Origin of the sequence: Kineococcus sp. G2 (assembly GCF_037154035.1) — a bacterium.
In the GTDB taxonomy this organism is placed as follows: domain Bacteria; phylum Actinomycetota; class Actinomycetes; order Actinomycetales; family Kineococcaceae; genus Kineococcus.
In genome coordinates this window covers 1-26,157 of record NZ_JBBBEM010000030.1, presented here as the reverse complement: position 1 = coordinate 26,157, position 26,157 = coordinate 1, and the positions used below count along the sequence as shown (strand labels likewise).

Here is a 26,157-nt window from a genome sequence, read left to right as displayed (position 1 = left end):
ATACCACGCCAGAGGGAGTCGACGATGACCCAGCCCGACCAGGACCCGCGCTTCGCCGCCCTGCCCGCCGGTCGCCCCGGCAAGGTGGTGGCCGTCCACCTCAGCTACGCCTCCCGGGCGGACCAGCGCGGTCGGCGCCCCGCCGCGCCCTCCTACTTCCTCAAGCCCTCCAGCTCCGTGGCCGCCGGCGGCGGCACCGTCGAGCGACCGGCGGGCACGGAACTCCTCGCCTTCGAGGGTGAGATCGCCCTCGTCATCGGCGAACCCGCTCGACGCGTGCCCCTCGAGCAGGCGTGGCGCCACGTCTCGCACGTCACCGCCGCCAACGACCTCGGCCTGTACGACCTGCGCGCCAACGACAAGGGGTCGAACGTCCGCTCCAAGGGCGGCGACGGCTTCACCCCCCTCGGGCCGCAGCTCATCGACGCCTCGGACGTCGACCCCGCGGCGCTGCGGGTGCGCACGTGGGTGAACGGCACCCTGGTCCAGGAGGACACGAGCGCCGCCGTGCTGTTCTCGCCGGCGCAGATCGTCGCCGACCTCTCCCAGCACTTCACGCTCGAGACCGGGGACGTGGTCCTCACCGGGACGCCCGCCGGTTCCAGCGTCGTCGTCCCCGGTGACGTCGTCGAGGTCGAGGTCGACGTCGTGAGCGGTGCGCGGGCCGGCGCCACCTCCGGCCGGCTGGTGACGACGGTGGTGCAGGGCGAGCACGCCTTCGACGCCGACCTCGGCTCGCTGCCCGCCGTCGACGACCAGCAGCGCGAGGAGGCCTGGGGTTCGCGCGAGGCCGCCGGTCTGGAACCCGCCGCCCCGCCCGGGCTCGGCGACGACCTGCGCGCCAAGCTGGAGCGGGCCCCGGTGGCCGCCCTGTCGGCGCAGCTGCGCAAGCGCGGCCTGAACAACGTGAGCATCGACGGCGTGCGCCCGAACCACCCGGAGCGCAAGCTCGTCGGCACGGCGAAGACGCTGCGGTTCGTGCCGAACCGCGAGGACCTCTTCGCCTCGCACGGCGGTGGCTTCAACGCCCAGAAGCGGGCCTTCGACGCCGTCGAGCCCGGCGAGGTCCTCGTCATCGAGGCCCGGGGCGAGGCCGGTTCGGGGACGCTCGGCGACATCCTCGCCATCCGCGCCCACGCCCGGGGAGCGGCGGGGATCGTGACCGACGGCGGTGTCCGCGACCACGACGCCGTCGCCGCCGTGGGCCTGCCCGTCTACTCCCGCGGGCCCCACCCCGCCGTCCTGGGCCGCAAGCACGTCCCGTGGGACGTCGACGTCACCATCGCCTGCGGCGGCGCCGCGGTGCAGCCGGGGGACGTGATCGTCGGCGACTCCGACGGCGTCATCGTCATCCCCCGCGCCCTCGTCGAGGAGGTCGTGGACGCCGCCCTCGCGCAGGAGGAGGAGGACGCCTGGATCGCCGAGCAGGTCGCGGCGGGCCACCCGGTGCACGGGCTCTTCCCGATGGACGCCGAGTGGCGCGCGAAGTACGCCGCCCGCGACGGGCAGGGCTGATCCGGCCGGTCCCCCGAACGCCGACCCCGAGGAGAACGTCGATGCTGCCCCCCGAGACGATCACCGCGATCGCGGACGAGCTCGCCGCCGCCGAACGCGATCGCACGACGGTGCCCCTGCTCACGGCCCGCCACCCCGGCATGACCGTCGAGGACTCCTACGCCGTGCAGAACGAGTGGCGCCGCCGCGGCACCGCGGCGGGCAGGCGACCGGTGGGCCGCAAGATCGGCCTGACGTCGAAGGTCATGCAGGTGGCCACCGGCATCACCGAACCCGACTACGGCGCGATCTTCGCCGACATGGTGTTCGAGAACGGCAGCGTCATCGAGCACGCCCGCTTCTCCAACGTCCGCATCGAGGTCGAGCTCGCGTTCGTCCTGCGCGAGCCGCTCTCCGGACCCCACGTCTCGATCTTCGACGTGCTGCGCGCCACCGAGTACGTCGTCCCCGCCCTGGAGATCCTCTCCTCGCGCATCGAGATGCAGGGACGCACCATCGTCGACACGATCAGCGACAACGCCGCCATGGGCGGCATGGTGGTCGGCGGCAACCCGGTGGCCCCCGACGCCGTCGACCTGCGCTGGGTCTCGGCGCTGCTCTACCGCAACGAGACGATCGAGGAGTCGGGCGTCGCGGCGGCCGTCCTGAACCACCCGGCCAGCGGCGTCGCGTGGCTGGCGCAGAAGCTCGCCCAGCACGACGACCACCTGGCGGCCGGAGAGGTCGTCCTCGCCGGTTCGTTCACCCGGCCGATGTGGGTCCACCCCGGGGACACCGTCCTCGCCGACTACGGAAGGCTGGGGACGATCTCGTGCCGCTTCCAGTGACTCGCCTGCACCCCACGCTGCGCGAGCGCCTCGCCGGCAGCGACCGCGCCCTGTTCGGCGGCTGGATCTGCTCCGGCTCCCCCGTCGTCGCCGAGGTCATGGCCGGGTCCGGCCTGGACTGGGTGCTCATCGACATGGAGCACGCGCCCAACGGTCTGGAGTCCACCCTCGCCCAGCTGTACGCCGTCTCCGCGTACCCCGTCACCCCGGTCGTGCGGGTCCCCACCGCCGACGACGTCGTGCTCAAGCAGGTCCTCGACCTCGGCGCCCAGACGGTGCTCGTCCCCATGGTCTCCACTCCCGAGCAGGCGCGGGCCGTGGTGGAGGCGACGCAGTACCCGCCCCGGGGGCGCCGCGGCGTCGGCAGCGCGCTCGCGCGCTCGGCCCGCTGGAACCGCGTCGAGGGCTACCTGGCGGACGCGGCGCAGCACGTGTGCGTGCTCGTGCAGGTCGAGACCGTCGAGGGCGTCGAGAACGCGGAGGCGATCGCCGCGACCGAGGGGATCGACGGCGTCTTCGTCGGCCCCAGCGACCTGGCCGCGTCGATGGGGTTGCTGGGCCGGCAGAGTCACCCGGACGTCGTCGCCGCGGTGCGGCGCGCCCTGGACGCCGTCCGCACCACCGGCACTCCGGTGGGCGTGAACGCGTTCGACCCCGCCGTCGCCCGCGGCTACGTCGACGCCGGCGCCCGGTTCGTGCTCGTGGGAGCGGACGTCGCCCTCGTCGCCCGGGGATCGGAGGCGCTCGCGGCCGAGTTCACGACCACCGCCCGCGACGAGGCGGAACGCCCCTCCTACTGAGCCTGCCGACCGGCCCGCGTCCGGGGCACCGGCTCAGCGGAAGTACACCGCGGTGGGCACCCCGTCGAGCACGTGCACGCGCACCGGGGTGTCGAACACCTCGCGCAGCACGTCCTCGCGCACGACCTCCTGAGGGGTGCCCTGGGCGACGACGCGGCCGTCGCGCACCGCGACGATGCGGTCGGACCAGGCGGCGGCGAAGTTCACGTCGTGCACGACGAGGGCGACGGCGCGGCCGAGGTCGTCGGCGACGCGGCGCAGCAGCCGCATCATCCGCACCGCGTGGCGGATGTCGAGGTTGTTCAGGGGTTCGTCGAGCAGGACGTGGCGGGTGCCCTGGGCCAGGACCATGGCGACGTAGGCGCGCTGGCGCTGCCCGCCGGAGAGCTCGTCGAGGTGGCGCTCCTGCAGGCCGGTCAGGTCCAGGAACCCGAGCGCCTCGTCGACGGCGGCGACGTCGGTGGGGGTCAGGCGGCCGCGGCTGTGCGGGAAGCGGCCGAAGGAGACCAGTTCACGCACGGTGAGCCGGGCGGTGAAGTGGTTCTCCTGGCGCAGCACGGCGACGAGCTTGGCGACGTCGGCGGAGCGGGCCCGGTGCACGTCCAGCTCGGCGGCACCCGCGGTGTCGCCGTCGCGCACGCGCACCGCGCCGGAGTCCGGTTCGGCCAGGCGACCGGCGATGGTCAGCAGGGTGGACTTGCCGGCGCCGTTGGGCCCGATGACGGAGGTGATGCCGCGGTCGGCGAGCACCTCGCTGACCGGGCCGAGGACGGGGGTGTCGCCGTAGGCCTTGGTGACGGCGTCGACGGTGATCACAGGGTGCCCTTCCGCAGCAGCAGGACGAGGAAGACGGTGCCGCCGACGAACTCCAGGACGACCGTGAGCATCCCGGTGGCGTAGAAGACGTGCTCCATGACGAACTGCCCGCCCACCAGGACGAGGACGCCCAGCAGGAACGACATGGGCAGCAGCACGGCGTGCCGGTGGGTGCCGGCGACCTGGTGGGTGAGGACCGCGACGAGGAACCCGAAGAACGTCAGGGGCCCCACGACGGCGGTCGACATCGCCACGAGCACCGACACGCACACCAGCACCACGGTCAGCTCGCGGCGGTGGTCGACGCCGAGGTTGGTGGCCACGTCGCGGCCCAGGTGGAGCACGTCCAGGCGGGCGTGCCGGCGCACCACGACGATCCCGACGAGCACGCACACCACCGCCGCCAGCGCCAGGACGTGGGGCTCGGCGGCGGTGAGCCGGCCGAACAGCCGCGCGGACAGCAGGTCGTAGTCGGCGGGTGCCAGGACGCGCTGGCCGAAGGTGGCGACGCTGTCGAACGCCATGCCGATCGCGACACCGACCAGCAGCAGCACGTGCAGGTTGGCGTGGCGGCCGGAGAACAGCCAGCGGAACAGGAACGTGGCGAAGGCCACCATGAGCAGCGTCTGGGCCACCACCTTGCCCACGCCGTCGGTGGCGGCCAGCACCGCACCGCCGAAGGCCACGACCATGGCGGTCTGGGCGAGCGTGTACACGGAGTCGAAACCCATGATGGACGGGGTGAGCACCCGGTTCTGGGTGACGGTCTGGAACAGCAGGGTCGCCACACCCTGGGTGAACGCGACGAGCACCATGGCGCCCACGGCGGTGAGGCGCCGCTCGATCGCGAACTCGAAGGAGCCGCGCAGGAACAGGAACAGGTAGCACAGCACGGCCACGGCGGCCAGGGCCCCGACGACCGCCACGCGCAGCCAGGGGCGCGCGGTCCGGGGCGTCCGCACAGCGCCGTCGCGACGCACCGCCCGGTGCGGGCGGTTCCCCGTGCGCGCGGGGCGCGGGGCGGGAACCGCCCGCACGGTGGTGTCCTCAGCCACGCAGCGACCCCCTCCGGCGCAGGACCAGCACGACGAACCCGGTGGCGCCCACCGCCCCCAGCACCACGGAGGCGGGCACCTCCAGCGGGAACACGACGGTGCGGCCGACGAGGTCGCACACCACCATCAGCGCCACGCTGGCCAGCACCACCCACGGCAGGTTGCGGCGCACGTCGTCGCCGCGCAGCAGGGACACCGCGTTGGGCACGACCAGGCCCAGGAACGGCACGAAACCGACGACCACGGTCGTCACGCCGGTGGCGAGCGCCACCATGGCGGTGCCGGTGAACACCACGCGGCCGTGGTGCAGGCCGAGGTTGGTGGCCACGTCCCGGCCGAGGCCCGCGATGGTGAAGCGGTCGGCGGTGACGTACACGGCGACGACGACGAGGCCGACGATCCACAGCGGCTCGTACCGGCCGCGCACGATGTCGTTGAAGCCGCCCGAGCGCCACGCGGCCAGCATCTGCAGCAGGTCGTTGTCCGAGGCGAGGTAGGTGGTGGCGGCGCCGACGACGGAACCGAGCATGATGCCGACCAGCGGCACGACGACCGAGGAGCGCAGCGAGACGCGCCGCAGGACGCCGAGGAACACCAGGGTGCCCACGAGGGCGAGCAGGCTCGCGACCACCATGCGCACGACCGTGGGGGCGCCGGGGTGCACGACGGCGAGCACCACGATGCCCAGGGCCGCCCACTGGCTGGACCCGGTCGTGGTGGGCTCGACGAACCTGTTCTGCACGAGGACCTGCATCACGACGCCGGAGACGCCCATGGCGGCGGCGGCGAGCACGAGGGCCAGGGTGCGCGGGACGCGGCTGATGAAGAACATCTCGCGCGCGGCCTCGTCGTGCAGGAACGTCTCGACGGTGATGTCGTAGCCGCCCACCGCCAGCGACACCGCGACGAGGGCGAGCACGACGACGACCCCCGCGGCCAGGGGGACCCGGCGCAGGGGTGCTCGGCGCGGCGGCGGCGGCCCGGCGGGCACGGCCGGTGCGGCCGTGCCCGCCGGGCGGGTGGGGGTGCTCACGCCGCGGAGAACGCGTCCGCGATCTGCCCGTACACCTCGGTGTAGGCCTGGATGCCCTCGGTGACGTAGAACATCGCCGGCAGGTAGATCACGTGGTCCTGCGTGATGAACGTGGTGTCCTTCCACGCCTCCTGCTCGGAGACCAGCTGCTGCGCCGGGGAGGCGCCCTCGGTGCCGGTGGCGGCGTCGCGGTCGAGGACGATCATCCAGTCGGGGTTCAGCTGGGCGATGGTCTCCGGCGCCAGGCCGGAGTCGTTGTGGATGGAGTCGCCCTCGGCCTCGAGCACGTTGGTCAGGCCCAGCGGCTCGGTGATGCGGCCCAGGCGCTCGGAACCGTTGTCGATGTGCCCGCCGCTGGCCACCGCGAGGAACACCGACTCCCCGTCCGTCTCGGCGGCGGCGCTCTCCTGCGCCTCCTCCAGCGCGGCGACGAGCTCGGCGGCCTTCTCCTCCTCGCCGAAGATCTCGCCCAGGGTGGTGGTCTGGGTCTTCAGGCTCTCCACGAATCCGCCCTCGGCCTCGGCGGAGGGGGAGATGTCGATGGTGGGGGCGATCTTCGACAGCTCCTCCGTCTGCTCGGCGAAGCGGTAACCGCCGATGATGAGGTCCGGGTCGGCCTCGCTGACGGCCTCCAGCACCGGCTCGCGGTGGCTGCCGGCGTCGGCGATGGACTCGTCGGAGGCCCAGTCGTCGTAGCCCTCGGAGGGCAGCAGCGGCTTGGGCACGGCGACGGGGGTGATGCCGAACGCCTTCAGGGTGGCGAAGGAGGTGTTGTCCAGAGCGGCCACGCGCACCGGCTCGGCCGGGATCTCCACGGCACCGTCGGCGGTCTGCACGGTGCGGGTCTCGGCGGCGCCCGCCTCGGTGTCCGCTTCCGCCTCGCTCGAGCAGGACGCGAGACCGAGGCACGCGACGAGTCCGAGGGCCAGACCGGCCGCGGTGCGCCGGGGCAGGAGGTGGTTCACGGCAACGCCTTTCACGCAGGAACGGGAGGACGGCACCCGTGGAACCACGAGGGCCGACACCGGCAAGCTTAGCCTTCCCTGACCGGAGGCTGACCACCTGCGCCGCGTGTGCCCCTGCTCACACGGGTTCCCGCACCGGGTGGTGCCTGCGGGCGTCCGGGACGACCACCACCGGGCCGGCGGCGCGGTGCAGCACCTCGTGGCTGACCGAGCCCAGCAGGGCGCTGGCGAACGCACCGCGCCCGCGCGAACCCAGGACGAGCAGCCGCGCCCCGGCGCCGGCGGCCAGCAGCGCCGCCGCCGGCGAGGGGTCCTGGACCAGCACCTGCCGCACGAGCAGCTCCGGGTGCCCCTCGCCCACGCGCCGCACCGTCTCGGCCACCCCCCGCCCGGCCTCCTCCCGCACCCGGTCCAGCGCCTGGACCCGCACCTGGTGGCGCCCCGCCGCCGGCGCGCACCACGCGCGCACCACCGTCAGCTCCTGCCCCGTGGCCCGCGCGTGGGCCGCCGCGAAGTGCTCCGCCGCCCGCGCCGCGCAGGAGCCGTCGGTACCCACCACCACACCGGCACCCTCGCTCCCGGCCGGCCGCTCGCGGACCACCGCGACCGGGCAGGGCACGTGCGCCACGAGGAACAGGCTCGTGGAGCCCAGCAGCACCTCCCCCAGCGCACCGCCGCACCGCCCCGGGCCGGTGACCACCAGGCACGCCCCCTCGGCGGCCCGCAGCAGCGCGTGGCGGCGGTGGTCGTGCACCAGTTCGGTGCGCACGTCCAGGCCGGGCACGGCCGCGCGCGCCAGCTGCGCCAGCTCCCGCAGGCCCTCCAGCGCCTCGCGGTCCAGCTGCTCGGTCAGCTCACCGGCCCAGCCCGCCCCCACCGCGTCCGCGCCGAACGGGAACTGCTCGGCGTGCACCAGGCGCAGCGGCACCGCGCGACGGGCGGCCTCGGCGGCGGCCCAGCGCACCACCGGTGCGGACTCGGCGGCCTCCTGCACCCCCACCACCACCGCGCCGCGCGAGCGCTCCCCCGCGTCGCCGACGCCCCCGCTGCCGACACCCCCGTCGCCGCCGCTCACGTCCACCGCCTCCTCGCCCGTTGTGCTCCCAGGGTGCCGCGCGCGGCACCCCGGCGACAGCGGGACCCAGGGCCCTGGGACCACCGGCGCCTCGGGGGTGTGCTGGGAGGACAGGACGAGGCGGCCGGGAGGGCACCGTGCGACAGGACACCCCGCGCAGGAGCGCACCGCGACGAGGCACCGGGCGAGCACCCACGCGTCGACGCGGCGCCCCGCGCCCCGACACCCGGTGCACCACCCCGCTGGGTGGTCCCCGCCGGTCGTCCCCGGCGGCGCGGGACGACGCGCGCCCGGTGGTCGTGGTGCACGACGGCTCCCCCGACAGCGCCGCGGCGCTGCGGCTGGGGGCGCTGGACGCCGCGCGCACCGGTTCGGACGTGCACGTGGTGGTGCTGCCCCCGGCCGCGCCGGGTGGCGGCACCACCGCCGTGGGGCTGCTCCTGGACGCCGCGCAGGAGGAGGTGCGCGAAGCGGCCCCGGCGGCGGCGACGGTGCTGCCCCTCGCCCCGGGCCCGGTGCTGCCGGCGGTGCTGGCGGCTGCGCGCGGCGCGCGGCTGCTGACGGTGGGCGCGCGCGGGCCCGGGCACGAGTGGGCGGCCGGCTGGGACGAGACCGCCCTGGCCCTGAGCTGGCGCGCACCGGCGGGCGGTCGCAGCTGGTCCGCACCGGCGGCGAGGGGACGACCCGCGCGGTGGCGCGCGCCGACGTGGTGGTCTGCCGGGCCGACGAAGGCCTGTCGGTGGAACACCTGCTGCCGTTCCCCACGGTGCACGCCCTGGCGGTGCGACTGGCCCGTCCGGTGCTGACCGTTCCGACGGGTCCAGCGCTGCCGGCGCGAGCTCGCGAGGTGATCGGTGGCGGGTCGACGCGCTGAGGAACCCGTCCACCGCTCGCAGGGAGGACGGCGCTCATCCCGCACGGGAGTCGGGCGCCGGCGAGTCCGCGCCCCGACCCGACGGGGCAGGTCGGGGCTGTGCGGCGACTCCCGCTCCACGTCGCGGACACGCCCCGGCGAGCCGATGGCGGAGCGGGTGGGTGGCCCGACGGCCACCCACCCGCCCGACGTGCTGCCGATCACCGGTGCAGTGCCGCGCCCCCCGGGGCCGGGGGTTCGCCGGATCAGGACTCCGCGCCGCCCTGCTCCTCGCTGCCCTTGCCGCGCCCCTGGTCCAGGGCGTCGGTGCCGGGGCCGCCGACGAGGGTGTCGGCACCGTTGTCGCCGGCGAGGCGGTCCGCGCCGAACCCGCCGAGCAGCGCGTCGTCGCCGTTGCCGCCGGCGAGGCGGTCGTCACCGGCGCCGCCGCACAGGACGTCCTCGCCGTTGCCGCCGGTGATGACGTCGTCCCCGCCCAGGCCCACGACGACGTCGCGGCCGTTCGTGCCCTTCAGCACGTCGTTCCCGGCGGTGCCGCGGATGGTGGGCACCAGGCCCTGGCAGCGCTCGTCCAGGTCGATGCCGACCACGATCGGGTCGTGGTCGCTGGAGCGGTAGGGGTTCGCCGCGTACAGCGCCGGGTCACCGGCGTACTGGTAGGCGAAGGACTCCACCGAGTTGATGTTCCAGTGGGTCGCGTCCGTCACCTTCGCGGTCAGCTCCGCGGTGGCCAGCGCGTGGTCCAGGGAACCGGACAGCGCGTCGAAGACGTAGCTGTAGCGGCCCTCGTCGAACTCGCTGCCCAGGTCGGTCAGCCCCGCGTCGCGCAGGACCTCGATCGGGTCCTCCTGGGTGTAGGCGTTGAAGTCGCCCAGCGCCACCACGTCCGCGTCGCCGCTGCGCTCGCGCAGCCGCTCCAGGAACTCCGCCAGGGAGCGCGCCTGCCGGACGCGGTCGCCGTTGTAGGCGCCCTGCCCGGTGTCGGTGTTGTCACCGCTGGCGTCGTCCCCGCCGCCCTTGGACTTGAAGTGGTTCGCCACCACGGTGAACGCGTCGCCGTCCTTGACGAACGTCTGCGCGATCGGCTCACGGGCGTTGGACCACACCGACTCGTCGACCAGGCCGACGGGGTCCCCGACGGGCTGCACCACGTCCTCCCGGTAGATGATCGCGTTGCGGATGACGTCGCGGTCCACCGCGTACAGCTCGTCCGGCATCGGCACGTACGCCCACTCCTCGCTCCCGGCGGCCGCGTTCAGCCGCCGCACGAGGTCCGCGAGCGCCGTGTCGGCGTTCCCGGGGGTCAGGCCGGTGGAGTCGGTGTCCTCGATCTCCATGAGGGTGACGACGTCGGCGCCCAGCGCGCGGATCGCGGGCACGATCTTGCCGGCCTGCTCCTCGAGCTCGGCCTGGTCCGGGGCGCCGCGACCGACGCCGCCGAAGGTGAGGAAGTAGTTCAGGACGTTGAAGGCACCGACCTGCACGTCGCCGCCGACGTCCTCGGGCGCGGCCGGGCGGGTGTCCTGCGCAGCGAACACGCCGTCGGCGCTGCCGTCGGCCGGCTGCAGGCGCCACGCGCCGAACCCGTACCCGAGCACCAGCGGCTCGGTGAACGTCACCTCGTCGCCGACGCGCACGGGGCTGTCCGGGCTCAGGTACGGGCGGTCGCCCGTGCTGCGACGGGCGGTCGACGCGTCGTCCAGGACGATGCTGCGCCGGTCGTTCTGCGCGGCGATCGCCTCGGCGGCGTCCCCGGGGCGGGCCAGCTCGGTGGGCTGCACGAGCACCCCGCCCTCGGACAGCGTCAGCTCGCCGTAGGTCGTCAGCGCGTACACCTCGCTGACGGTGAGGGTGTCCGCCGGGGCCACCAGCATCCCCTCGTGGCGCTCGCGGGCGTCGTCGCCGGCGGGCAGGTCCAGCGCGGCGGGGGCGGGCAGGTCCGAGGCGTCGCCCTCGGTGACGACCGTGACGGCGCCGGGCGCGGAGACCTGCGTCTGCGCGTAGTGCTCCTGCGCCTCGCCGGTCACGGTGACGGTGTCGCCGAGGTCGACGGCGGCGTCGGGGCTGAGGACGAAGACGCCGTCGGAGGTGGCGGCGTCGCCGTCGCCGTCGCGGTCCTGCAGGTAGAACCCGTCCAGGCCCGGGGTGTCGCCGACGACCACGCCGGTGACGGTGACGCGCTGCCCCACCAACGGGCTCGTGCCCGTGGTGCCCTGGACCGCGCCGATCTCGACCGGCTCCCCCGGTGCGGGCGGCGCGGGGTCGGTGGGGGGCGAACCGTTCACCGCGCCGCGGCTGGCGACCGCGGGGCCGGACCACACCAGTGCGTCGGCGGCGGCGTCGTGGGCGCGCTGCAGCGACTGCCCGGCCGGTGTGCCACCGGCCTCGCTGACACCGATGTCGGTGCTCGTCAGGCCGGCGGCGGGGCCGTCCTCGGCGGTGAACGTCCCCTCGTAGGAGAGGAGCTCGAGCACCTCGTCGCCGCGCACGAGGGCGATGCCGTCCGGCGCGCCGTTCTGCAGGCCGGGGAACTCGACGACGGCGACGGCCGGGCCGTCGGCAGGAGCGGTGACGGACGGCAGAGCGCGCGCGCCGTACTGCGTGCCGCGGTTGCCGTTGTAGGCGACGATCGACAGCCCCGCCGAGCTGGTGCCGGCGGGCAGCTGCACCTCGACGAACTCCCCGGTGTCGTCGCCATCGTTGTCGTAGTGGATCTCGGAGACGAACGCAGCGGTCGGCTCCGCGGCGGAGGCGGCGGGCAGACCGAGCGCGGTGAGCGCGGCGCCGGCGACACCGAGGGCGGCGCAGCCGCCGGTCAGGCGCGTCGCGCGGGAGCGGTGGAGCACGGGGGATCCTTCCGGACGGGCACACGGACCCGCAGAAGCTAACCGCCCCCGGCGACGGGACGCCTCGCACGGGCACCGCCGCAGGTGAACGTCAGGTGACGCGCGGGTTCCCCACCGCCTCGGCCGCGGAACCGCTCGCGCTCCACGTGCGCCACAGCCGCGCGTAGCGCCCGGCGGCGGCGACCAGCTCCTCGTGGGTGCCCAGCTCCACCAGCCGGCCGCGCTCCAGCACCGCGATGCGGTCGCAGGTGCGCGCCTGGGTGAGGCGGTGCGCCACCACCACGGCGGTGCGACCGGTCAGGACGGCGCGGGCCGCGTCCTCCAGCTCGCGCGCACCGGCGCTGCCGGCCTCCGCGGTGGCCTCGTCCAGCACCACCAGCGCCGGGTCGCGCAGCACGACCCGGGCCAGCGCGAGCTGCTGCTCCTGCGCGGCGGTCAGCGGGTGCGCCCCGGCGCCGACGCGGGTGTCCAGCCCGTGCGGCAGCGCGGCGGCCCAGGCGCCGGCGCCCACGGCGTCCAGCGCCGCCACCAGCTCGGCGTCGCCGGCGGCGGGAACGGCCAGGGTGAGGTCCTCGCGCAGGGTGCCGGTGAACACGTGCGCCTCCTGGGTGACCACGGCCACGTGCTCGCGCACCTGCTGCGGGTCCAGCAGCGCCAGGTCCACCCCGTCCAGCAGGACGCGCCCGCCGGCCGGCGCCAGCACCCCGCCGAGCAGGGCCGCCAGCGTGGACTTGCCGGCACCGGACTCCCCCACCACCGCCAGGGTGCCGCCGGCGGGCACCTCCAGGTCGACGCCTTGCAGCACGGGCGCGCCCTGCGCGTAGGCGTGGACCAGGCCCTGCGCCCTCAGCGCCGCGGGGTGGCGGACGTCCCGGCGCGGCTGCACGGGCGGCGGCTCGGTGTCGGCGACGCCGACGAGGCGGGCCAGGGCGGCGCCGGCGCGCTGGACGTCGTCGAAGCTGAGCAGCAGCACGCCCAGCGGGCCGAAGAGGCGGTGGAACAGCAGGGCCGCGGCGGTGACGTCGCCGACGCTGACGGCACCGGCGCGCACGAGGTGGAAACCGGTGAGCAGCAGCGCCGACAGGCCGATCGCCTCGGCCGCGTTCATGGACACCGACAGCCGGGTGAAGGTGCGCAGCGCGTCCAGCGCGGCACCGACCCCGCGCTCGGAGGCCACCCCGACGCGGGCGGTCTGCTGGTCCTGGGCGCCGTACGCCTGCACGGTGCGCACGCCGTGCAGCGACTCCAGCACCACCCGGGAGCGCTCGGCCGCCACGGCGCGCTCGCGCGCGTACAGGGGGGCCGCGCGCGGCAGGTAGCTGCGCAGCGCGAGCGCGTAGACGGGGAAGACGGTGCAGAACGCCAGGGCGAGGCGCCAGTCCAGGGCGGCGAAGCCGGCCGCGGCGAGCACGACGGTCACCAGGGACGTCAGCACGGTGGCGACCAGCTCGGTGGAGGAGGTGAACAGCTCCACGTCCTCGGTCACTCGCGAGGCGACGTCGCCGCCGCCGGCGCGCTCGAGGCGCTCGGCGTCCATGCGCAGGGACCGGTCCACGACCTGCTCGCGCAGGTCGGCGGCGACCTCCACGCCCAGGCGCTCGCTCTGCGCCCGGGCGAGGGCGGCGAAGACCGCGGTGCCGGCGGCTGCCGCGGCGAGCAGGCCGAACAGCAGCCACAACCGCCCCTGCCGCCCCGCTCCCCCTGCGACGCCGAGGTCGACGGTGACGGCGTCGACGACGCGCCCGAGCAGCAGCGGCACCAGGACCAGGCCGGCGCTGGCGACGGTGGTGGTGACCAGCGCGAGGACGAGGGTGCGCCGGTGGGCGCGCGCGGCGGCCACCAGGACGGCGCCGGTGCGCCGGGCGGTCGCGACGGGCAGCGCGGCGCCGGCGCCGGGAGCGGCGCTCACCGCAGCACCGCCGCCGCGTAGGCGGGCTCGGCCAGCAGCTCGGCGTGGGTGCCGCTGAGGGCGCCGGTGCGGGGGGCGGCCGGGGTGAGCAGCACGACGCGGTCGCAGCGCGCCAGCAGCAGCGGGGAGGTCGTCAGCACCACGGTGGTGCGGTCCCCGGGGCCGCCCGGGTCGTGGCGCAGGGTGCGCAGGCCCGCGGCGACGGCGTCCTCGGTGAGGGCGTCCAGGGCGGTGGTGGGGTCGCGCAGGACGAGCACCGGCCGGTCGGCGGCCAGCGCCCGGGCCAGCGCCAGGCGCTGCTGCTGCCCCCCGGACAGGTTCGCCCCGCGCTCGAGGAGCTCGGCGTCCAGCCCGGCGGGGCGGGTGCGCACGACCTCGTCGGCGGCCGAGGCGGTCAGCGCCCGCTCCAGCAGCGCCGGTCCCCGCCCGCCGGGCCCACCTCGACCACCGGGGGCGCCGGTGCTCAGGGCCTCGCGCAGGGTGCCGCCCAGCAGGTGCACGGTGTGCGGCTCGACGAGCAGCCTGCCGGCGGTGGCCGGGTCGCGGGCGGGGTCGAGCCCGCCCAGGCGCACGGTGCCCTCCTCGGGGGTGCGCCGACCGCCCAGCACACCGGTGAGGGCGTCGGCCAGCGCGGTGTCCGTGGTGACCACGCCGAGCAGCTCGCCGGGGGCGGCCGTCAGGCCCAGTCCGCGCAGCGGGCCGGCGCTGACGCCCTCCAGCACCAGCGGGGCGGCCGGGCCCGGCGCGGCGGGTTCCCCGGTGCCGGTCGCGGTGCGCGGTCCCGGGACGTCGCCGGGCCCGTCGGCGAGCAGGGCGGCCACGCGCGCGGCGCTGGCGCGGCTGACGGCCAGGCCCTGCACGCAGGAGGTGATGGTGCGCACCGGGTCCGCGAGGAACGCGGCGGCACCGACGACCGTGACGAGCTCGCCGATGCCGATGCGCCCGCGCACGGCCAGCGCCGTGGCTGCCGCGGCGGTGCCCAGCAGCAGCAGGCCGGTGGCCAGCGTGCCGGCGCCGACGACCGCGGCCGTGGCGCCGGCGGCGCCGACCGCCGCGTCCCGGGAGGTCCGGCTCGCGGTGCGGTAGCGGCACACCGCCTCGGGCACGCCGCCGAAGCCGCGCAGCGGGCGCAGCCCGGCGAGCAGGTCGGCGGCGGTGGCCGCCGCGAGCCCCGCGGCCTCCTGCCGGGTGCGCACGCGCCGCTCCAGCCGCGGCGCCAGGCGCTGCAGGCCCAGGACGAGCAGCGGCACCGCCACCAGCAGCCCCAGCCCCAGCAGGGCGTCCACGCGCAGCAGCACCACCGCGGAGACGGCCATCCCGACGCTGGCGGAGATGAGGTACCCCAGCAGGGCGAGGACCGCGCCGGTGTGGCGGGTGTCGGAGGTGGCGACGCTGAGGACGTCGCCGTCGCGCAGCTCCGGGGCCGTCGGCGGGCGGTGCAGGACCGCGCGCAGGACCGCCACCCGCAGGTGGTGCGCCTCGCGCAGCTGGGCACCCTCGATCGTCCAGAACGCGTAGGCGCCGGCGGTGGTGAGCACGGCGAACAGGGCCAGCACCCCGGCCACCGACCACGCGATCGCGGTGGTGTCGCCGGTGGCGACGGCGCGGGCGACGACCAGGCCGATGGCGACGGGCACGAGCGCCTCGCACGTCTGGTGCACGGTGGAGGCCAGGCACCCGACGAGGGCGGGGCGCCGGCGGCGGCGCAGGACGTCGGCCAGCAGCCGGCGCGAGGGGGTCACGGGAGGCGACCCTAACCGCGCCCGCCCCAGCGCGGGAGCGCACCACCCGTCCCCGGGGCGGCTGGGAAGCGCACCGGTCCGTAGCATCGGCGCGACCGCACCGCAGGAGGGGGCCCGATGGTTCAGCGACGGCGCCGCTCCCGCTTCCCCGCCTCGGTGTACGAGCACGGCACCGAACCGGACCCGCGCTTCTCCCTGGCCAACGAGCGCACGTTCCTGGCGTGGATCCGCACCTCGCTGGCCCTGCTCGCGGCCGGTGTCGCGCTGGAGGGGCTGGCGCTGCCCCTGCAGCCGCAGCTGCGCCTGGCCGCCTCCGTCCTGCTCATCGTGCTGGGCCTGACCGCTCCGCTGCAGGCGTGGCGCGGCTGGGCGCGCGACGAGCGCGCCATGCGCCTCGGTCGGCCGCTGGCCGCTCCCGCGCTGGCTGCGCCGCTGGCCGCCGGCACCGCCGCAGCCGGGGTGCTCGTGCTGCTGGGGGTGCTGCTGCGGTGACCGGCCCCGCCCACGGTGACCCGGCCGCCGTTCCCGGTGCACGGACGCCGCACGGCCCCCGGCCCGCCGTCTTCGACCCGGGCCTGCAGCCCGAGCGCACCGCCCTGGCCTGGCGCCGCACCGCGCTCTCGCTCGTCGTCGTCTCGCTGGCCGCCGCCCGCCTGCTGCCGCCTGCGCTGGGACCGGGCGCCGTGGCTCTGGCGCTGGCCGGGATCGGCGTCGGCGTCGCGGTGCACGTGCTGGCCCTGCGCCGTTCCCGGCGTCAGACCTCCCGCCTGCTGCGCGAAGGGGACCTGGACGACACCGGGGTCGCGGGCGGCCTGCTGGCCCTGACGGCCGGCGCCTGCACGGTGCTGGGCGTCGGAGGCCTCGTCCTGGTGCTGGTGCACGGGTCACCGGGGACGGGTGGTGCCTGACTGCTGTTCCGCGCAGCGGACGGAGCTTCTGGTTTTTGATCAATATTACCCGCGATAAGCAGAAGTTACATCGAATCAGCGGGCGGGCGGCCGACGGGGGCACCACCGATCACCGTCAGCCGTCGGCCAGCGCGGTGCGCACCGCCTCGGCCGAGCGCCGCGCCGCCTCGCGCAGCGCGGTCGGGTCCGGGCCGGCGGCCAGCACCTCCCTCGAGCTGGCGGCCAGCACGTACCGGCGGGCGTCGCCGAAGACGGTGCGCAGGTCCTCGGCGGTGGCGCCCTGGGCCCCCACTCCCGGCGCCAGGAGCGGCCCGTTGACAGCGGCCAGGTCGATGCCGAGGTCGCGCACGGCGGCGCCCACGGTGGCGCCGACGACGAGGCCGACGTCCCCCATCGGCGGCACGCCGGCGTTCTCCGCGGCGGCGGCCTCGGCGACCGCGCGCGCCACCGAGCGCCCGTCGGCGCCGCGCGCGTGCTGCACGCCGGGGCCCTCGGGGTTGGAGGTCAGCGCCAGGACGAACACGCCGCGGCCGTGCTCGGCGGCCACGTCCAGCAGCGGCTGCAGCGAACCGAACCCCAGGTACGGGGAGGCGGTCACGGCGTCCCCGGCCAGCGGGGAGTCGCCGGCGAACGCGTCGGCGTAGGCGGCCATCGTGGAGCCGATGTCGCCGCGCTTGGCGTCGACCACCGTCAGCAGCCCCGCGTCGCGGGCGTCGGCGACGACCCGCTCCAGCGCCGCGACGCCGCACGAGCCGTGCCGCTCGAAGAACGCCACCTGCGGCTTGACCGCGGCGACCCGGCCGGCGAGCGCCTCGACGACGGTGCGGGCGAAGCGCTCCACGCCGGCGGCGTCGTCGTCGAGCCCCCACGCCGCCAGCAGCGGGGCGTGGGGGTCGATCCCGACGCACAGGGGGCCGTGCTCGGCGACGGCCGCGGCGAGGCGGGCGCCGAAGCGCTCCCCCGCCGCGACCCCGGCCGCCGCGGCACCGCTCACGCGCGGAACCCGTCCCAGGCGGCGGCCAGCCTCGCGGTGTGCTCCTGCAGCGGCGCCACCGAGGTGCCCTGCCCGGCCCGCAGCGCCTCGATGGCCTGCACCGCGGCGGCCAGCTCCTGCACCGTGGTGATGATGGGCGCACCGACCGCGGTGGAGGCGGCGCGGATCTCGTAGCCGTCGGCGCGGGCCTGGTTGCCCGAGGGGGTGTTGACGACCATCGCGACCTGGCCGGCGGCGATCTGCCCCACGATCGTCAGCTCGCCGTGCTCGCCGGTGCCCTCGGAGTGCTTGCGCACCACGGTGGAGGCGATGCCGTTGCGGCGCAGCACGTCGGCGGTGCCCTCGGTGGCCAGCAGGGTGAACCCGAGGTCGGCCAGGCGCTTCACGGGGAAGATCATCGCCCGCTTGTCGCGGTCGGCGACCGAGATGAAGACGGTCCCGGAGGCGGGCAGCCCGCCGTAGGCGGCGGTCTGGGCCTTGCCGAACGCGGTCGGGAAGTCCACGTCGATGCCCATGACCTCGCCGGTGGAGCGCATCTCCGGCCCCAGCAGGGAGTCCACGACGTGCCCGGCGGCGGTGCGGAACCGGGCGAAGGGCAGCACGGCCTCCTTCACCGACACCGGCGCCTGCGGCGGCAGCACTCCCCCGTCGCCTCGCGCGGGCAGCAGGCCCTCGGCGCGCAGCTCGCGGATGGGGGTGCCGGCCATGAGCCGGGCGGCGGCCTTGGCCAGCGGCACACCGGTGGCCTTGGAGACGAACGGCACGGTGCGCGAGGCGCGCGGGTTGGCCTCCAGCACGTACAGCACGCCGGCGGCGAGGGCGAACTGCACGTTGAGCAGGCCGCGCACGCCCACGCCGCGGGCGATGGCCTCGGTGGCGCGGCGCACCCGCTCCAGCTCGGCGCGGCCCAGGGTGGCCGGGGGGATGACGCACGCGGAGTCGCCGGAGTGGATGCCGGCCTCCTCGATGTGCTCCATGATCCCGCCGAGGTAGGTGTCCTCCCCGTCGAACAGGGCGTCGACGTCGATCTCGATCGCGTCGTCGAGGAAGCGGTCCACGAGCACCGGCCGTTCCGGGGAGACCTCGGTGGCGGTGGCCATGTACTCCTCCAGGGACGCCTCGTCGTAGACGATCTGCATCCCGCGCCCGCCGAGGACGTAGCTGGGGCGCACGAGCACGGGGTAGCCGATGCCGGAGGCGATGGCCCTGGCCTCCGGGAAGGAGGCGGCGGTGCCGTGCTTGGGGGCGACCAGCCCGGCCTGCTCCAGGACGCGGCCGAACGCGCCGCGCTCCTCGGCGAGGTCGATGGCGGCCGGGGAGGTGCCGATGATCGGGACGCCGGCCTCCTCCAGCTTCGCCGCCAGACCCAGCGGGGTCTGCCCGCCGAGCTGGACGATGACGCCGGCGACGGGGCCGCAGCGCGTCTCGGCGTGCACGACCTCCAGGACGTCCTCGAGGGTGAGCGGCTCGAAGTACAGCCGGTCGGAGGTGTCGTAGTCGGTGGAGACCGTCTCGGGGTTGCAGTTGACCATGACGGTCTCGAACCCGGCCTCGCGCAGCGCGAAGCTGGCGTGCACGCAGGAGTAGTCGAACTCCACTCCCTGCCCGATGCGGTTGGGGCCGGAGCCGAGGATGACGATCGCCGGCCTGGTGCGCGGGCGGGTCTCGTCCTCCTCGTCGTAGCTGGAGTAGTGGTACGGCGTCGCGGCGGCGAACTCCGCGGCGCAGGTGTCGACGGTCTTGTAGACGGGCCGCACGCCCAGCGCGTGCCGCACGCCGCGCACGACGGCCTCGTCCATGTGCCGCAGCTCGCCGATCTGGACGTCGGAGAACCCGTGCCGCTTGGCGTGGCGCAGCAGGTCGGCGGTGAGCTCGTCGGCCTCGCGGACCTCCACGGCGATCTCGTCGAGGAGGAACAGCTGGTCGAGGAACCACGGGTCGATGCGGGTGGCCTCGAACAGCTCCTCGGGCGTGGCACCGGCGCGGATCGCGCGCATGACGAGGCCGATGCGCTCGTCGGTGGGCTGCTTCACGCGCCGCAGCAGGTCGCGCAGGTCCCCGGGGTCGCCGGCCCAGCTGAACGCCGCCCCGCGCTTCTCGGTGCTGCGCAGCGCCTTCTGCAGCGCCTCGGTGAAGTTGCGGCCCAGGGCCATGGCCTCGCCGACGCTCTTCATCGTCGTCGTCAGGGTGGGGTCCGCGGCGGGGAACTTCTCGAACGCGAACCGCGGCACCTTGACGACCACGTAGTCCAGCGTCGGCTCGAAGCTGGCGGGCGTGGAGCGGGTGATGTCGTTGGGGATCTCGTCGAGGGTGTAGCCCACGGCCAGGCGGGCGGCGATCTTCGCGATGGGGAACCCGGTGGCCTTCGAGGCCAGGGCGGACGAGCGCGAGACGCGCGGGTTCATCTCGATGACGATGATGCGCCCGTCGTCGGGGTTGACGGCGAACTGGATGTTGCAGCCGCCGGTGTCCACGCCGACCTCGCGGATGACGGCGATGCCGATGTCGCGCATGCGCTGGTACTCGCGGTCGGTCAGCGTCATGGCGGGGGCGACGGTGATGGAGTCGCCGGTGTGCACGCCCATGGGGTCGAAGTTCTCGATGGAGCAGACGACCACGACGTTGTCGGCGCGGTCGCGCATGAGCTCCAGCTCGTACTCCTTCCAGCCGAGGATGGACTCCTCCAGGAGGACCTCGGTGACCGGGGAGTGGTGCAGGCCCTGCCCGGCGATGCGGCGCAGGTCCTCCTCGTCGTACGCGAAGCCGGAGCCGAGGCCGCCCATGGTGAAGCTGGGGCGCACCACGACCGGGTAGCCGAGGTCGGCCGCGGCGGTGAGCACCTCGTCCATGGAGTGGCACAGGTGGCTGCGGGCGGACTCGGCGCCGCAGCGCTCCACGACCCCCTTGAACAGCAGCCGGTCCTCACCGAGCTTGATGGCGTCGACGTCGGCGCCGATGAGCTCCACGCCGTGCTTGTCCAGCACACCGGACTCGAACAGCGCGATGGCGGTGTTCAGCGCGGTCTGCCCGCCGAGGGTGGCCAGCAGCGCGTCGGGCTTCTCCCGCTCGATGATCGCCTCGACGGTGGCGGGGGTGATGGGCTCGACGTAGGTGGCGTCGGCCATCTCCGGGTCCGTCATGATCGTGGCGGGGTTGGAGTTGACCAGGACCACGCGCAGGCCCTCGGCCTTGAGCACCCGGCACGCCTGGGTGCCGGAGTAGTCGAACTCCGCGGCCTGGCCGATGACGATCGGGCCGGACCCGATCACGAGGACCGAGGAGATGTCGGTGCGGCGGGGCATCAGGCGTCCTTCTCGGTGGCGCCGGTGGCGGCGGGGTTCTCGGTGGTGTCCGCGACGCCCGTGTCGTCCACGAGCTGCGCGGCGGGCACGCCCTCCATGAGGGCGAGGAACCGGTCGAACAGGTAGGAGGCGTCGTGCGGGCCGGCGGCGGCCTCGGGGTGGTACTGCACGCTGAACGCGGGCGCGTCCAGGCAGCGCAGGCCCTCCACGACGCCGTCGTTGAGGCCGACGTGGCTGACCTCGGCGCGGCCGTACGGGGTGTCGCGGACCTCGCCGGCCTTCCCGTCCACGGCGAAGCCGTGGTTGTGGGCGGTCACCTCGACCTTGCGGGTGGCCAGGTCCATCACGGGCTGGTTGATGCCGCGGTGGCCGTACTTGAGCTTGTACGTGCCGTACCCGAGGGCGCGGCCGAGGAGCTGGTTGCCGTAGCAGATCCCGAAGAACGGGATGCGGCGCTCGAGCACGCCCTGCAGGACCTCGATCTCGTGGGTGGCCGCGGCGGGGTCGCCGGGGCCGTTGGAGAAGAACACCCCGTCGGGGGCGCCGCCGTCGGGGCCGGAGGTGAGCACCTGCTCCAGCGAGGCGGTGGAGGGCAGCACGGTGACCTCCACGCCGCGCTCGGCCAGGCGCTGCGGGGTCATCGACTTGATGCCGAGGTCCACCGCGGCCACCGTGAAGCGCCGCTCGCCGAGGGCCGGCACCGTGTACGGCTCGGGGGTGCTGACGAGGGAGGCGAGGTCGGTGCCGACCATGTCCGGGGCCTCGTGCACGGCGCGCAGCAGTTCCGCCTCGGGGCGCTGCGCCGCCTCGCCGGAGAAGACGCCGACCTTCATGGCGCCGCGCTCGCGCAGGTGCCGGGTCAGGGCGCGGGTGTCGACGCCGGAGATGCCGACGACTCCCTGGGCGTCCAGCTCCTGCTCCAGGGAGCGCTGCGAGCGCCAGTTCGAGGGCACGCGGGCGGGGTCGCGCACGACGTAGCCGGCGACCCAGATGCGCGAGGACTCCTGGTCCTCGTCGTTGTAGCCGGTGTTGCCGACGTGCGGGGCGGTCATGACGACGACCTGGCGGTGGTAGCTGGGGTCGGTGAGGGTCTCCTGGTACCCGGTCATGCCGGTGGAGAACACCGCCTCGCCGACGGTCTCGCCGACGCGGCCGTAGGCGCGGCCGCGGAAGGTGCGTCCGTCCTCGAGCACGAGGACCGCGGGGACGCGCGTCCCCCGCTCCTGCCTGTCCGTCGTGGTCACTGAGCACCTCCGTTGTCCTCGCCCCGGCGCGCTGCGCGCACGAGCTCCTCCACCTGTTCGGCGAACCGCGCCCCCTGTTCGGGGTGGCGGGGCTTGACGCCGGTGTCGACGACGCGGTCCCCCAGCCGCCAGCGCAGGATCACCAGGCCGTCTCCGCGGCCCATCCACTTGCCGACCATGCCGGGTCCGTGCCCGACGCCGACGATGTCCGCGGTGGGCACCACGAACGAGCGGGCGCCCTGCCGCAGGAACCCGACGCCCTCGTCGACGAAGCCGACGGCGACGGCGCTGCGGGTGCCCAGGCCGTGGGCGGCGATGCGGTCCAGGGAGTTCTCCGCGTCCGTGGTGGACACGTAGATCCCCTCGACCGCGTCGCGCAGGCCCTGCCAGTCCTTGGAGCCGATCGGGCGCGGCAGGGTCTTCTGCCGCAGCGCACGTCCGCGGTAGCCGGTGAACATCATGCGCCACAGCAGCAGCAGGGCGATGAGCAGGAGGATGGTCCAGACGATCTTCACGGCGTCGCCCCCCGCCCGTCGCGGTGCACCGGTCGCCCGTCGAGCACGGTGGGCCGCCCGCGGAAGAACGTGGCCACGACCCGGCCGGGCAATTCGGTGCCGCGGAACGGCGAGTTGCGCCCGGCGGTGGCCATCGCGGTGGGGTCGACCGTCCAGCGGGCGGCGGGGTCGACGAGCACCAGGTTGGCGGTGCTGCCGGCGGCCAGCGGTTCGCCCTGCCCGGTGAGGCGGCCGATGCGCGCCGGCGCGGTGGACATCCGGTCGGCGACCTCGGCCCAGGTGAGCAGGCCGGTGTCGACCATGGTGGCCTGCACGACCGGCAGGGCGGTCTCCAGGCCGGTCATGCCCATGGCGGCGGCGGCCCACTCGCAGTCCTTGGCCTCCACCGGGTGCGGGGCGTGGTCGGTGGCGACGACGTCGATGGTGCCGTCGGCCAGGCCCTCGCGCACGGCCTCCACGTCGGCCCGCGTGCGCAGCGGCGGGTTCACCTTGTAGACGGGGTCGTAGCCGCGCACCAGCTCGTCGGTGAGCAGCAGGTGGTGCGGGGTGACCTCGGCGGTGACCTGCACGCCGCGGGCCTTGGCCCAGCGGACGATCTCCACGGAGCCGGCGGTGGACAGGTGGCACACGTGCAGCCGGGAGCCGACGTGCTCGGCCAGCAGCACGTCGCGGGCGATCACCGCCTCCTCCGCGACGCTGGGCCAGCCGCGCAGGCCCAGGACGGAGGAGACGACGCCCTCGTTCATCTGCGCGCCCTCGGTCAGGCGCGGTTCCTGGGCGTGCTGGGCGATGACGCCGTCGAAGGCGCGCACGTACTCCAGCGCCCGGCGCATCAGGACGGCGTCGGAGACGCAGTGGCCGTCGTCGGAGAAGACGCGCACGGCCGCGGCGGAGTCGGCCATGGCGCCCAGCTCGGCGAGCTGCTGCCCGGCCAGCCCGGTGGTGACGGCGCCGACGGGCCGCACCTGGACCCAGCCGGCCTCCTCCCCCAGGCGCTGCACCTGCTCGACGACGCCGGCGGTGTCGGCGACGGGGAAGGTGTTGGCCATGGCGAAGACGGCGGTGTAGCCGCCGGCGGCGGCGGCGCGGGTGCCGGACTCCACGGTCTCGGCGTCCTCGCGGCCGGGTTCGCGCAGGTGGGTGTGCAGGTCCACCAGGCCGGGCAGGGCGATCAGGCCGGTGGCGTCCACGACGTCGGCACCCTCGGGGGCGGCCAGGCCGGTGCCGACCTCGGCGACGGTGCCGTCGCGCAGCAGCAGGTCGGTGGGCTCGCCGCCCAGGGGGCGCGCTCCGGTGATGAGGGTGCAGCTCACGAGTCGCCTCCGTCGGTCCGGCCGTCCGGCGCCTCGCCGGCCAGCAGCAGGTAGAGCACGGCCATGCGCACCGCGACGCCGTTGCCGACCTGCTCCACGATCGTGGAGCGGGCGCTGTCGGCGGCGTCGGCGGAGATCTCCAGCCCGCGGTTCATCGGGCCGGGGTGCATGACGAGGGCGTGGTCGGGCAGCAGGGCGGCGCGACGGCGGTCCAGTCCGTAGCGGCGGCTGTACTCGCGGGCGGAGGGGAAGAAGCCTCCCCCGCCGGTCGTCATCCGCTCGGCCTGCACGCGCAGCATCATCACCGCGTCCGGCGCGCCGGAGCGCAGCGCGTCGTCGAGGTCGTGGGAGGCCGCGCACGGCCAGGTGCCCACGCCCACGGGCAGCAGGGTGGGCGGGGCGACGAGGGTGACGCGGGCGCCCAGGGTGTGCAGCAGCAGCACGTTGGAGCGGGCGACCCGCGAGTGCAGGACGTCGCCGACGACCGTGACGTGCACGCCGGCGAGGTCCTCGCCGAGCCCGGCGCCGCCCGGGCCGGGGCGCAGGTGCCGGCGCACCGTGTAGGCGTCCAGGAGGGCCTGGGTGGGGTGCTCGTGGGTGCCGTCGCCGGCGTTGACGACGGCGCCGCGGGTCCAGCCGGCGTGCGCCAGGCGGTGCGGGGCGCCGGAGGCGGGGTGCCGCACGACGACCGCGTCGGCCCCCATGGCCTGCAGGGTCAGCGCGGTGTCCTTCAGGGACTCGCCCTTGGAGACGCTGGAGCCCTTGGCGGAGAAGTTGATGACGTCCGCCGACAGGCGCTTGGCGGCGGCCTCGAAGGAGGTGCGGGTGCGGGTGGAGTCCTCGAAGAAGAGGTTGACCACGGTGCGCCCGCGCAGGGTGGGCAGCTTCTTGATCTCGCGGCGCTGGGTGAGCGCCATCTGCTCGGCGACGTCGAGGACCCGCACGGCGGCGTCGCGGTCGAGGTCGGCCGCGGACAGCAGGTGGCGCATCACGGCGCACCCCCCGACCCGGCCGCGCCGGGGGTGCTGATCTCGACGGCGTCGCGCCCGTCGGTCTCGGTGAGCAGGACCCCGACGCGCTCGGCGGAGGAGGTGGGCAGGTTGCGCCCGACGTGGTCGGCGCGCACGGGCAGCTCGCGGTGGCCGCGGTCGACGAGGACGGCCAGGCGCACGGCGCGGGGGCGTCCCAGGTCGTTCAGGGCGTCGAGGGCGGCGCGCACGGTGCGGCCGGAGAAGAGGACGTCGTCCACCAGCACGACGACCCTGTCGTCGACGCCGCCGGCGGGCAGCTCGGTGGGCAGCAGGGTGCGGGTGGGGTGGCGGCGCAGGTCGTCGCGGTACATGGTCACGTCGAGCGAGCCGACGGGGACCTCGACGCCCTCGACCTCGGCGATGCGGGCGGCCAGGCGCCGCGCCAGGGGCACCCCGCGCCGCGGGATCCCCAGCAGCACCAGGTCCGCGGCCCCCTTGTTGGCCTCGAGCAGCTCGTGGGCGATGCGCGTCAGCGCCCGCTGGACGTCCGCTCCTTCGAGCAGGACACGCCGGGCAGCAGTCACCACCGACCTCCTTCCCCGCCTCACGGGACGGATCCTTAAAGGACGTCTGGCGCGGCGCGCCGGAGCGGGCCGCGGTCAGCGCCACCCTACAGGTGGCGCGCGTGCGCCCCTGCGGCCGGTGCGGGGCCGCGGACCCGCCCACCCGCACTGTCGTTGTGAGGTCAAACGCTCACACGGAGTAATGAACTTGGTGCCGAGAGAGTGGAAAGTCCCTGGACAGGCCCAGGAGACGGCGGGTCAGCTTGACGAAGGTGTTCACGCTCCGTGAGCATTCTCGTATGGCATCGGACTACTCCCGCGCACTCGGATCGCGCCTCCGCGCGATCCGTACCCAACAGGGGCTGTCCCTGCACGGCGTCGAAGAGAAGTCCGAGGGACGGTGGAAGGCCGTCGTCGTCGGCTCCTACGAGCGCGGCGACCGTGCGGTGACCGTCCAGCGGCTCGCCGAGCTCGCGGACTTCTACGGGGTCCCGGTCTCGGCCCTCCTCCCCGAAGGCGCCCCGCAGGGCAGCACCGAGCCGCCCGCGCGGCTCGTGCTCGACCTCGAGCGGCTCCAGGAGGTGCCCGCCGAGAAGGCCGGGCCCCTCGACCGCTACGCGAAGACCATCCAGTCCCAGCGCGGCGACTACAACGGCCGGGTGCTGAGCATCCGCGCCGACGACCTGCGCACCCTGGCCGTCATCTACGACGTGCCGGCCACCACCCTGTGCGACGAGTTCATCGCCTGGGGCGTGCTGAACCCCGACGCGCGCCGCGCCGTCGAGCACGGCTGAGCAACCCCTGCCGAACCCGGCCACCGGCCGGGCCGGCGGGTGAACGCGACGAACCCCCGCCCGGGTGCCCCGGGCGGGGGTTCGTCGCGCCGTCAC

The 26,157-nt window shown here is 75.3% G+C and carries 22 protein-coding genes; 7 read left to right on the top strand and 15 right to left on the bottom strand.

All coding sequences use genetic code 11. The features are described from left to right. The first annotated feature begins 24 nt into the window (after nucleotides 1–24). The 3 genes from V9U69_RS06175 to V9U69_RS06165 are packed head-to-tail and all read left to right on the top strand — an operon-like array spanning nucleotide 25 to nucleotide 3,142. Nucleotides 25–1,515: a fumarylacetoacetate hydrolase family protein gene (locus V9U69_RS06175; RefSeq protein ID WP_337060491.1), complete on the top strand. Its 1,491-nt coding sequence runs from the start codon at nucleotides 25–27 to the stop codon at nucleotides 1,513–1,515. Nucleotides 1,516–1,556: 41 nt separating this feature from the next. After that, nucleotides 1,557–2,342: a 2-oxo-hept-4-ene-1,7-dioate hydratase gene (hpaH, locus tag V9U69_RS06170; protein WP_337060489.1), complete on the top strand. Its 786-nt coding sequence runs from the start codon at nucleotides 1,557–1,559 to the stop codon at nucleotides 2,340–2,342. Beyond that, nucleotides 2,327–3,142: an HpcH/HpaI aldolase family protein gene (locus V9U69_RS06165; protein ID WP_337060488.1), complete on the top strand. Its 816-nt coding sequence runs from the start codon at nucleotides 2,327–2,329 to the stop codon at nucleotides 3,140–3,142. The genes hpaH and V9U69_RS06165 overlap by 16 nt, the downstream gene beginning before the upstream one ends. Nucleotides 3,143–3,175: 33 nt before the next feature. Here the strand turns inward: V9U69_RS06165 and V9U69_RS06160 are convergent, their stop codons facing one another. The 5 genes from V9U69_RS06160 to V9U69_RS06140 form a co-directional block, all read right to left on the bottom strand. Continuing rightward, nucleotides 3,176–3,958 carry an iron ABC transporter ATP-binding protein gene (locus V9U69_RS06160; RefSeq protein ID WP_337060487.1) on the bottom strand — a complete coding sequence of 261 codons (783 nt, stop codon included), beginning with the start codon at nucleotides 3,956–3,958 and terminating at the stop codon, nucleotides 3,176–3,178. After that, nucleotides 3,955–4,890 carry an iron chelate uptake ABC transporter family permease subunit gene (locus V9U69_RS06155; protein ID WP_442907627.1) on the bottom strand — a complete coding sequence of 312 codons (936 nt, stop codon included), beginning with the start codon at nucleotides 4,888–4,890 and terminating at the stop codon, nucleotides 3,955–3,957. Before V9U69_RS06155 ends, V9U69_RS06160 begins: the two co-directional genes overlap by 4 nt. Nucleotides 4,891–5,005: 115 nt before the next feature. After that, complete coding sequence (locus V9U69_RS06150; protein WP_442907626.1) at nucleotides 5,006–5,968, bottom strand: iron chelate uptake ABC transporter family permease subunit; 963 nt, start codon at nucleotides 5,966–5,968, stop codon at nucleotides 5,006–5,008. Nucleotides 5,969–6,042: 74 nt separating this feature from the next. Further along, nucleotides 6,043–7,011 (bottom strand): siderophore ABC transporter substrate-binding protein, encoded by a 969-nt coding sequence (locus V9U69_RS06145; RefSeq protein WP_337060482.1) that lies wholly within the window; start codon nucleotides 7,009–7,011, stop codon nucleotides 6,043–6,045. A 118-nt stretch (nucleotides 7,012–7,129) separates the two neighbouring features. Then, nucleotides 7,130–8,086 carry a universal stress protein gene (locus V9U69_RS06140; protein ID WP_337060480.1) on the bottom strand — a complete coding sequence of 319 codons (957 nt, stop codon included), beginning with the start codon at nucleotides 8,084–8,086 and terminating at the stop codon, nucleotides 7,130–7,132. Nucleotides 8,087–8,379: 293 nt separating this feature from the next. On the opposite strand from V9U69_RS06140, the gene V9U69_RS06135 reads away from it, so the two are divergent. Further along, complete coding sequence (locus V9U69_RS06135; RefSeq protein ID WP_337060478.1) at nucleotides 8,380–8,892, top strand: hypothetical protein; 513 nt, start codon at nucleotides 8,380–8,382, stop codon at nucleotides 8,890–8,892. Nucleotides 8,893–9,205: 313 nt separating this feature from the next. Here the strand turns inward: V9U69_RS06135 and V9U69_RS06130 are convergent, their stop codons facing one another. The 3 genes from V9U69_RS06130 to V9U69_RS06120 all read right to left on the bottom strand — a co-directional run bounded on the left by V9U69_RS06130 (nucleotide 9,206) and on the right by V9U69_RS06120 (nucleotide 15,457). Next, complete coding sequence (locus V9U69_RS06130) at nucleotides 9,206–11,806, bottom strand: ExeM/NucH family extracellular endonuclease (protein WP_337060476.1); 2,601 nt, start codon at nucleotides 11,804–11,806, stop codon at nucleotides 9,206–9,208. A 91-nt stretch (nucleotides 11,807–11,897) separates the two neighbouring features. Continuing rightward, nucleotides 11,898–13,715 carry an ABC transporter ATP-binding protein gene (locus V9U69_RS06125; RefSeq protein WP_337060475.1) on the bottom strand — a complete coding sequence of 606 codons (1,818 nt, stop codon included), beginning with the start codon at nucleotides 13,713–13,715 and terminating at the stop codon, nucleotides 11,898–11,900. Then, nucleotides 13,712–15,457: an ABC transporter ATP-binding protein gene (locus V9U69_RS06120; RefSeq protein WP_337060474.1), complete on the bottom strand. Its 1,746-nt coding sequence runs from the start codon at nucleotides 15,455–15,457 to the stop codon at nucleotides 13,712–13,714. Before V9U69_RS06120 ends, V9U69_RS06125 begins: the two co-directional genes overlap by 4 nt. 117 nt (nucleotides 15,458–15,574) lie before the next feature. On the opposite strand from V9U69_RS06120, the gene V9U69_RS06115 reads away from it, so the two are divergent. After that, nucleotides 15,575–15,949: a YidH family protein gene (locus V9U69_RS06115; RefSeq protein ID WP_337060472.1), complete on the top strand. Its 375-nt coding sequence runs from the start codon at nucleotides 15,575–15,577 to the stop codon at nucleotides 15,947–15,949. Beyond that, nucleotides 15,946–16,365 carry a DUF202 domain-containing protein gene (locus V9U69_RS06110; RefSeq protein WP_337060470.1) on the top strand — a complete coding sequence of 140 codons (420 nt, stop codon included), beginning with the start codon at nucleotides 15,946–15,948 and terminating at the stop codon, nucleotides 16,363–16,365. The genes V9U69_RS06115 and V9U69_RS06110 overlap by 4 nt, the downstream gene beginning before the upstream one ends. Before the next feature lie 115 nt (nucleotides 16,366–16,480). On the opposite strand, the gene pyrF is transcribed toward V9U69_RS06110, so the two are convergent. From pyrF to pyrR, 7 genes are read right to left on the bottom strand one after another with little or no spacing between them, the layout of a single operon-like run. Further along, a complete protein-coding gene (gene pyrF, locus V9U69_RS06105) occupies nucleotides 16,481–17,359 on the bottom strand; it encodes an orotidine-5'-phosphate decarboxylase (protein WP_337060469.1) in 879 nt (292 codons plus the stop codon). Further along, complete coding sequence (carB, locus tag V9U69_RS06100) at nucleotides 17,356–20,661, bottom strand: carbamoyl-phosphate synthase large subunit (protein ID WP_337060467.1); 3,306 nt, start codon at nucleotides 20,659–20,661, stop codon at nucleotides 17,356–17,358. The genes pyrF and carB overlap by 4 nt, the downstream gene beginning before the upstream one ends. After that, nucleotides 20,661–21,905, bottom strand: a complete 1,245-nt coding sequence (gene carA, locus V9U69_RS06095) for a glutamine-hydrolyzing carbamoyl-phosphate synthase small subunit (protein WP_337060465.1) — start codon at nucleotides 21,903–21,905, stop codon at nucleotides 20,661–20,663. Before carA ends, carB begins: the two co-directional genes overlap by 1 nt. Beyond that, nucleotides 21,902–22,420 (bottom strand): PH-like domain-containing protein, encoded by a 519-nt coding sequence (locus tag V9U69_RS06090; RefSeq protein ID WP_337060464.1) that lies wholly within the window; start codon nucleotides 22,418–22,420, stop codon nucleotides 21,902–21,904. The genes carA and V9U69_RS06090 overlap by 4 nt, the downstream gene beginning before the upstream one ends. After that, entirely contained in the window at nucleotides 22,417–23,733 is a 1,317-nt protein-coding gene (locus tag V9U69_RS06085) for a dihydroorotase (protein ID WP_337060462.1), read from the bottom strand. Before V9U69_RS06085 ends, V9U69_RS06090 begins: the two co-directional genes overlap by 4 nt. Continuing rightward, a complete protein-coding gene (locus tag V9U69_RS06080; protein WP_337060680.1) occupies nucleotides 23,730–24,722 on the bottom strand; it encodes an aspartate carbamoyltransferase catalytic subunit in 993 nt (330 codons plus the stop codon). Before V9U69_RS06080 ends, V9U69_RS06085 begins: the two co-directional genes overlap by 4 nt. Further along, nucleotides 24,722–25,288 (bottom strand): bifunctional pyr operon transcriptional regulator/uracil phosphoribosyltransferase PyrR, encoded by a 567-nt coding sequence (gene pyrR, locus V9U69_RS06075; protein WP_337060460.1) that lies wholly within the window; start codon nucleotides 25,286–25,288, stop codon nucleotides 24,722–24,724. The genes V9U69_RS06080 and pyrR overlap by 1 nt, the downstream gene beginning before the upstream one ends. A gap of 278 nt (nucleotides 25,289–25,566) precedes the next feature. On the opposite strand from pyrR, the gene bldD reads away from it, so the two are divergent. Next, nucleotides 25,567–26,061: a transcriptional regulator BldD gene (bldD, locus tag V9U69_RS06070; RefSeq protein WP_166609695.1), complete on the top strand. Its 495-nt coding sequence runs from the start codon at nucleotides 25,567–25,569 to the stop codon at nucleotides 26,059–26,061. The last annotated feature ends 96 nt before the right edge of the window (nucleotides 26,062–26,157 follow it).

Bases quoted from the DNA above. Each gene is read 5' to 3' on its own strand.
- V9U69_RS06175 (WP_337060491.1), top strand. From the start codon at position 25: ATGACCCAGCCCGACCAGGACCCGCGCTTCGCCGCCCTGCCCGCCGGT.
- hpaH (WP_337060489.1), top strand. From the start codon at position 1,557: ATGCTGCCCCCCGAGACGATCACCGCGATCGCGGACGAGCTCGCCGCC.
- V9U69_RS06115 (WP_337060472.1), top strand. From the start codon at position 15,575: ATGGTTCAGCGACGGCGCCGCTCCCGCTTCCCCGCCTCGGTGTACGAG.
- carB (WP_337060467.1), bottom strand. From the start codon at position 20,661: ATGCCCCGCCGCACCGACATCTCCTCGGTCCTCGTGATCGGGTCCGGC.
- V9U69_RS06080 (WP_337060680.1), bottom strand. From the start codon at position 24,722: ATGCGCCACCTGCTGTCCGCGGCCGACCTCGACCGCGACGCCGCCGTG.
- bldD (WP_166609695.1), top strand. From the start codon at position 25,567: ATGGCATCGGACTACTCCCGCGCACTCGGATCGCGCCTCCGCGCGATC.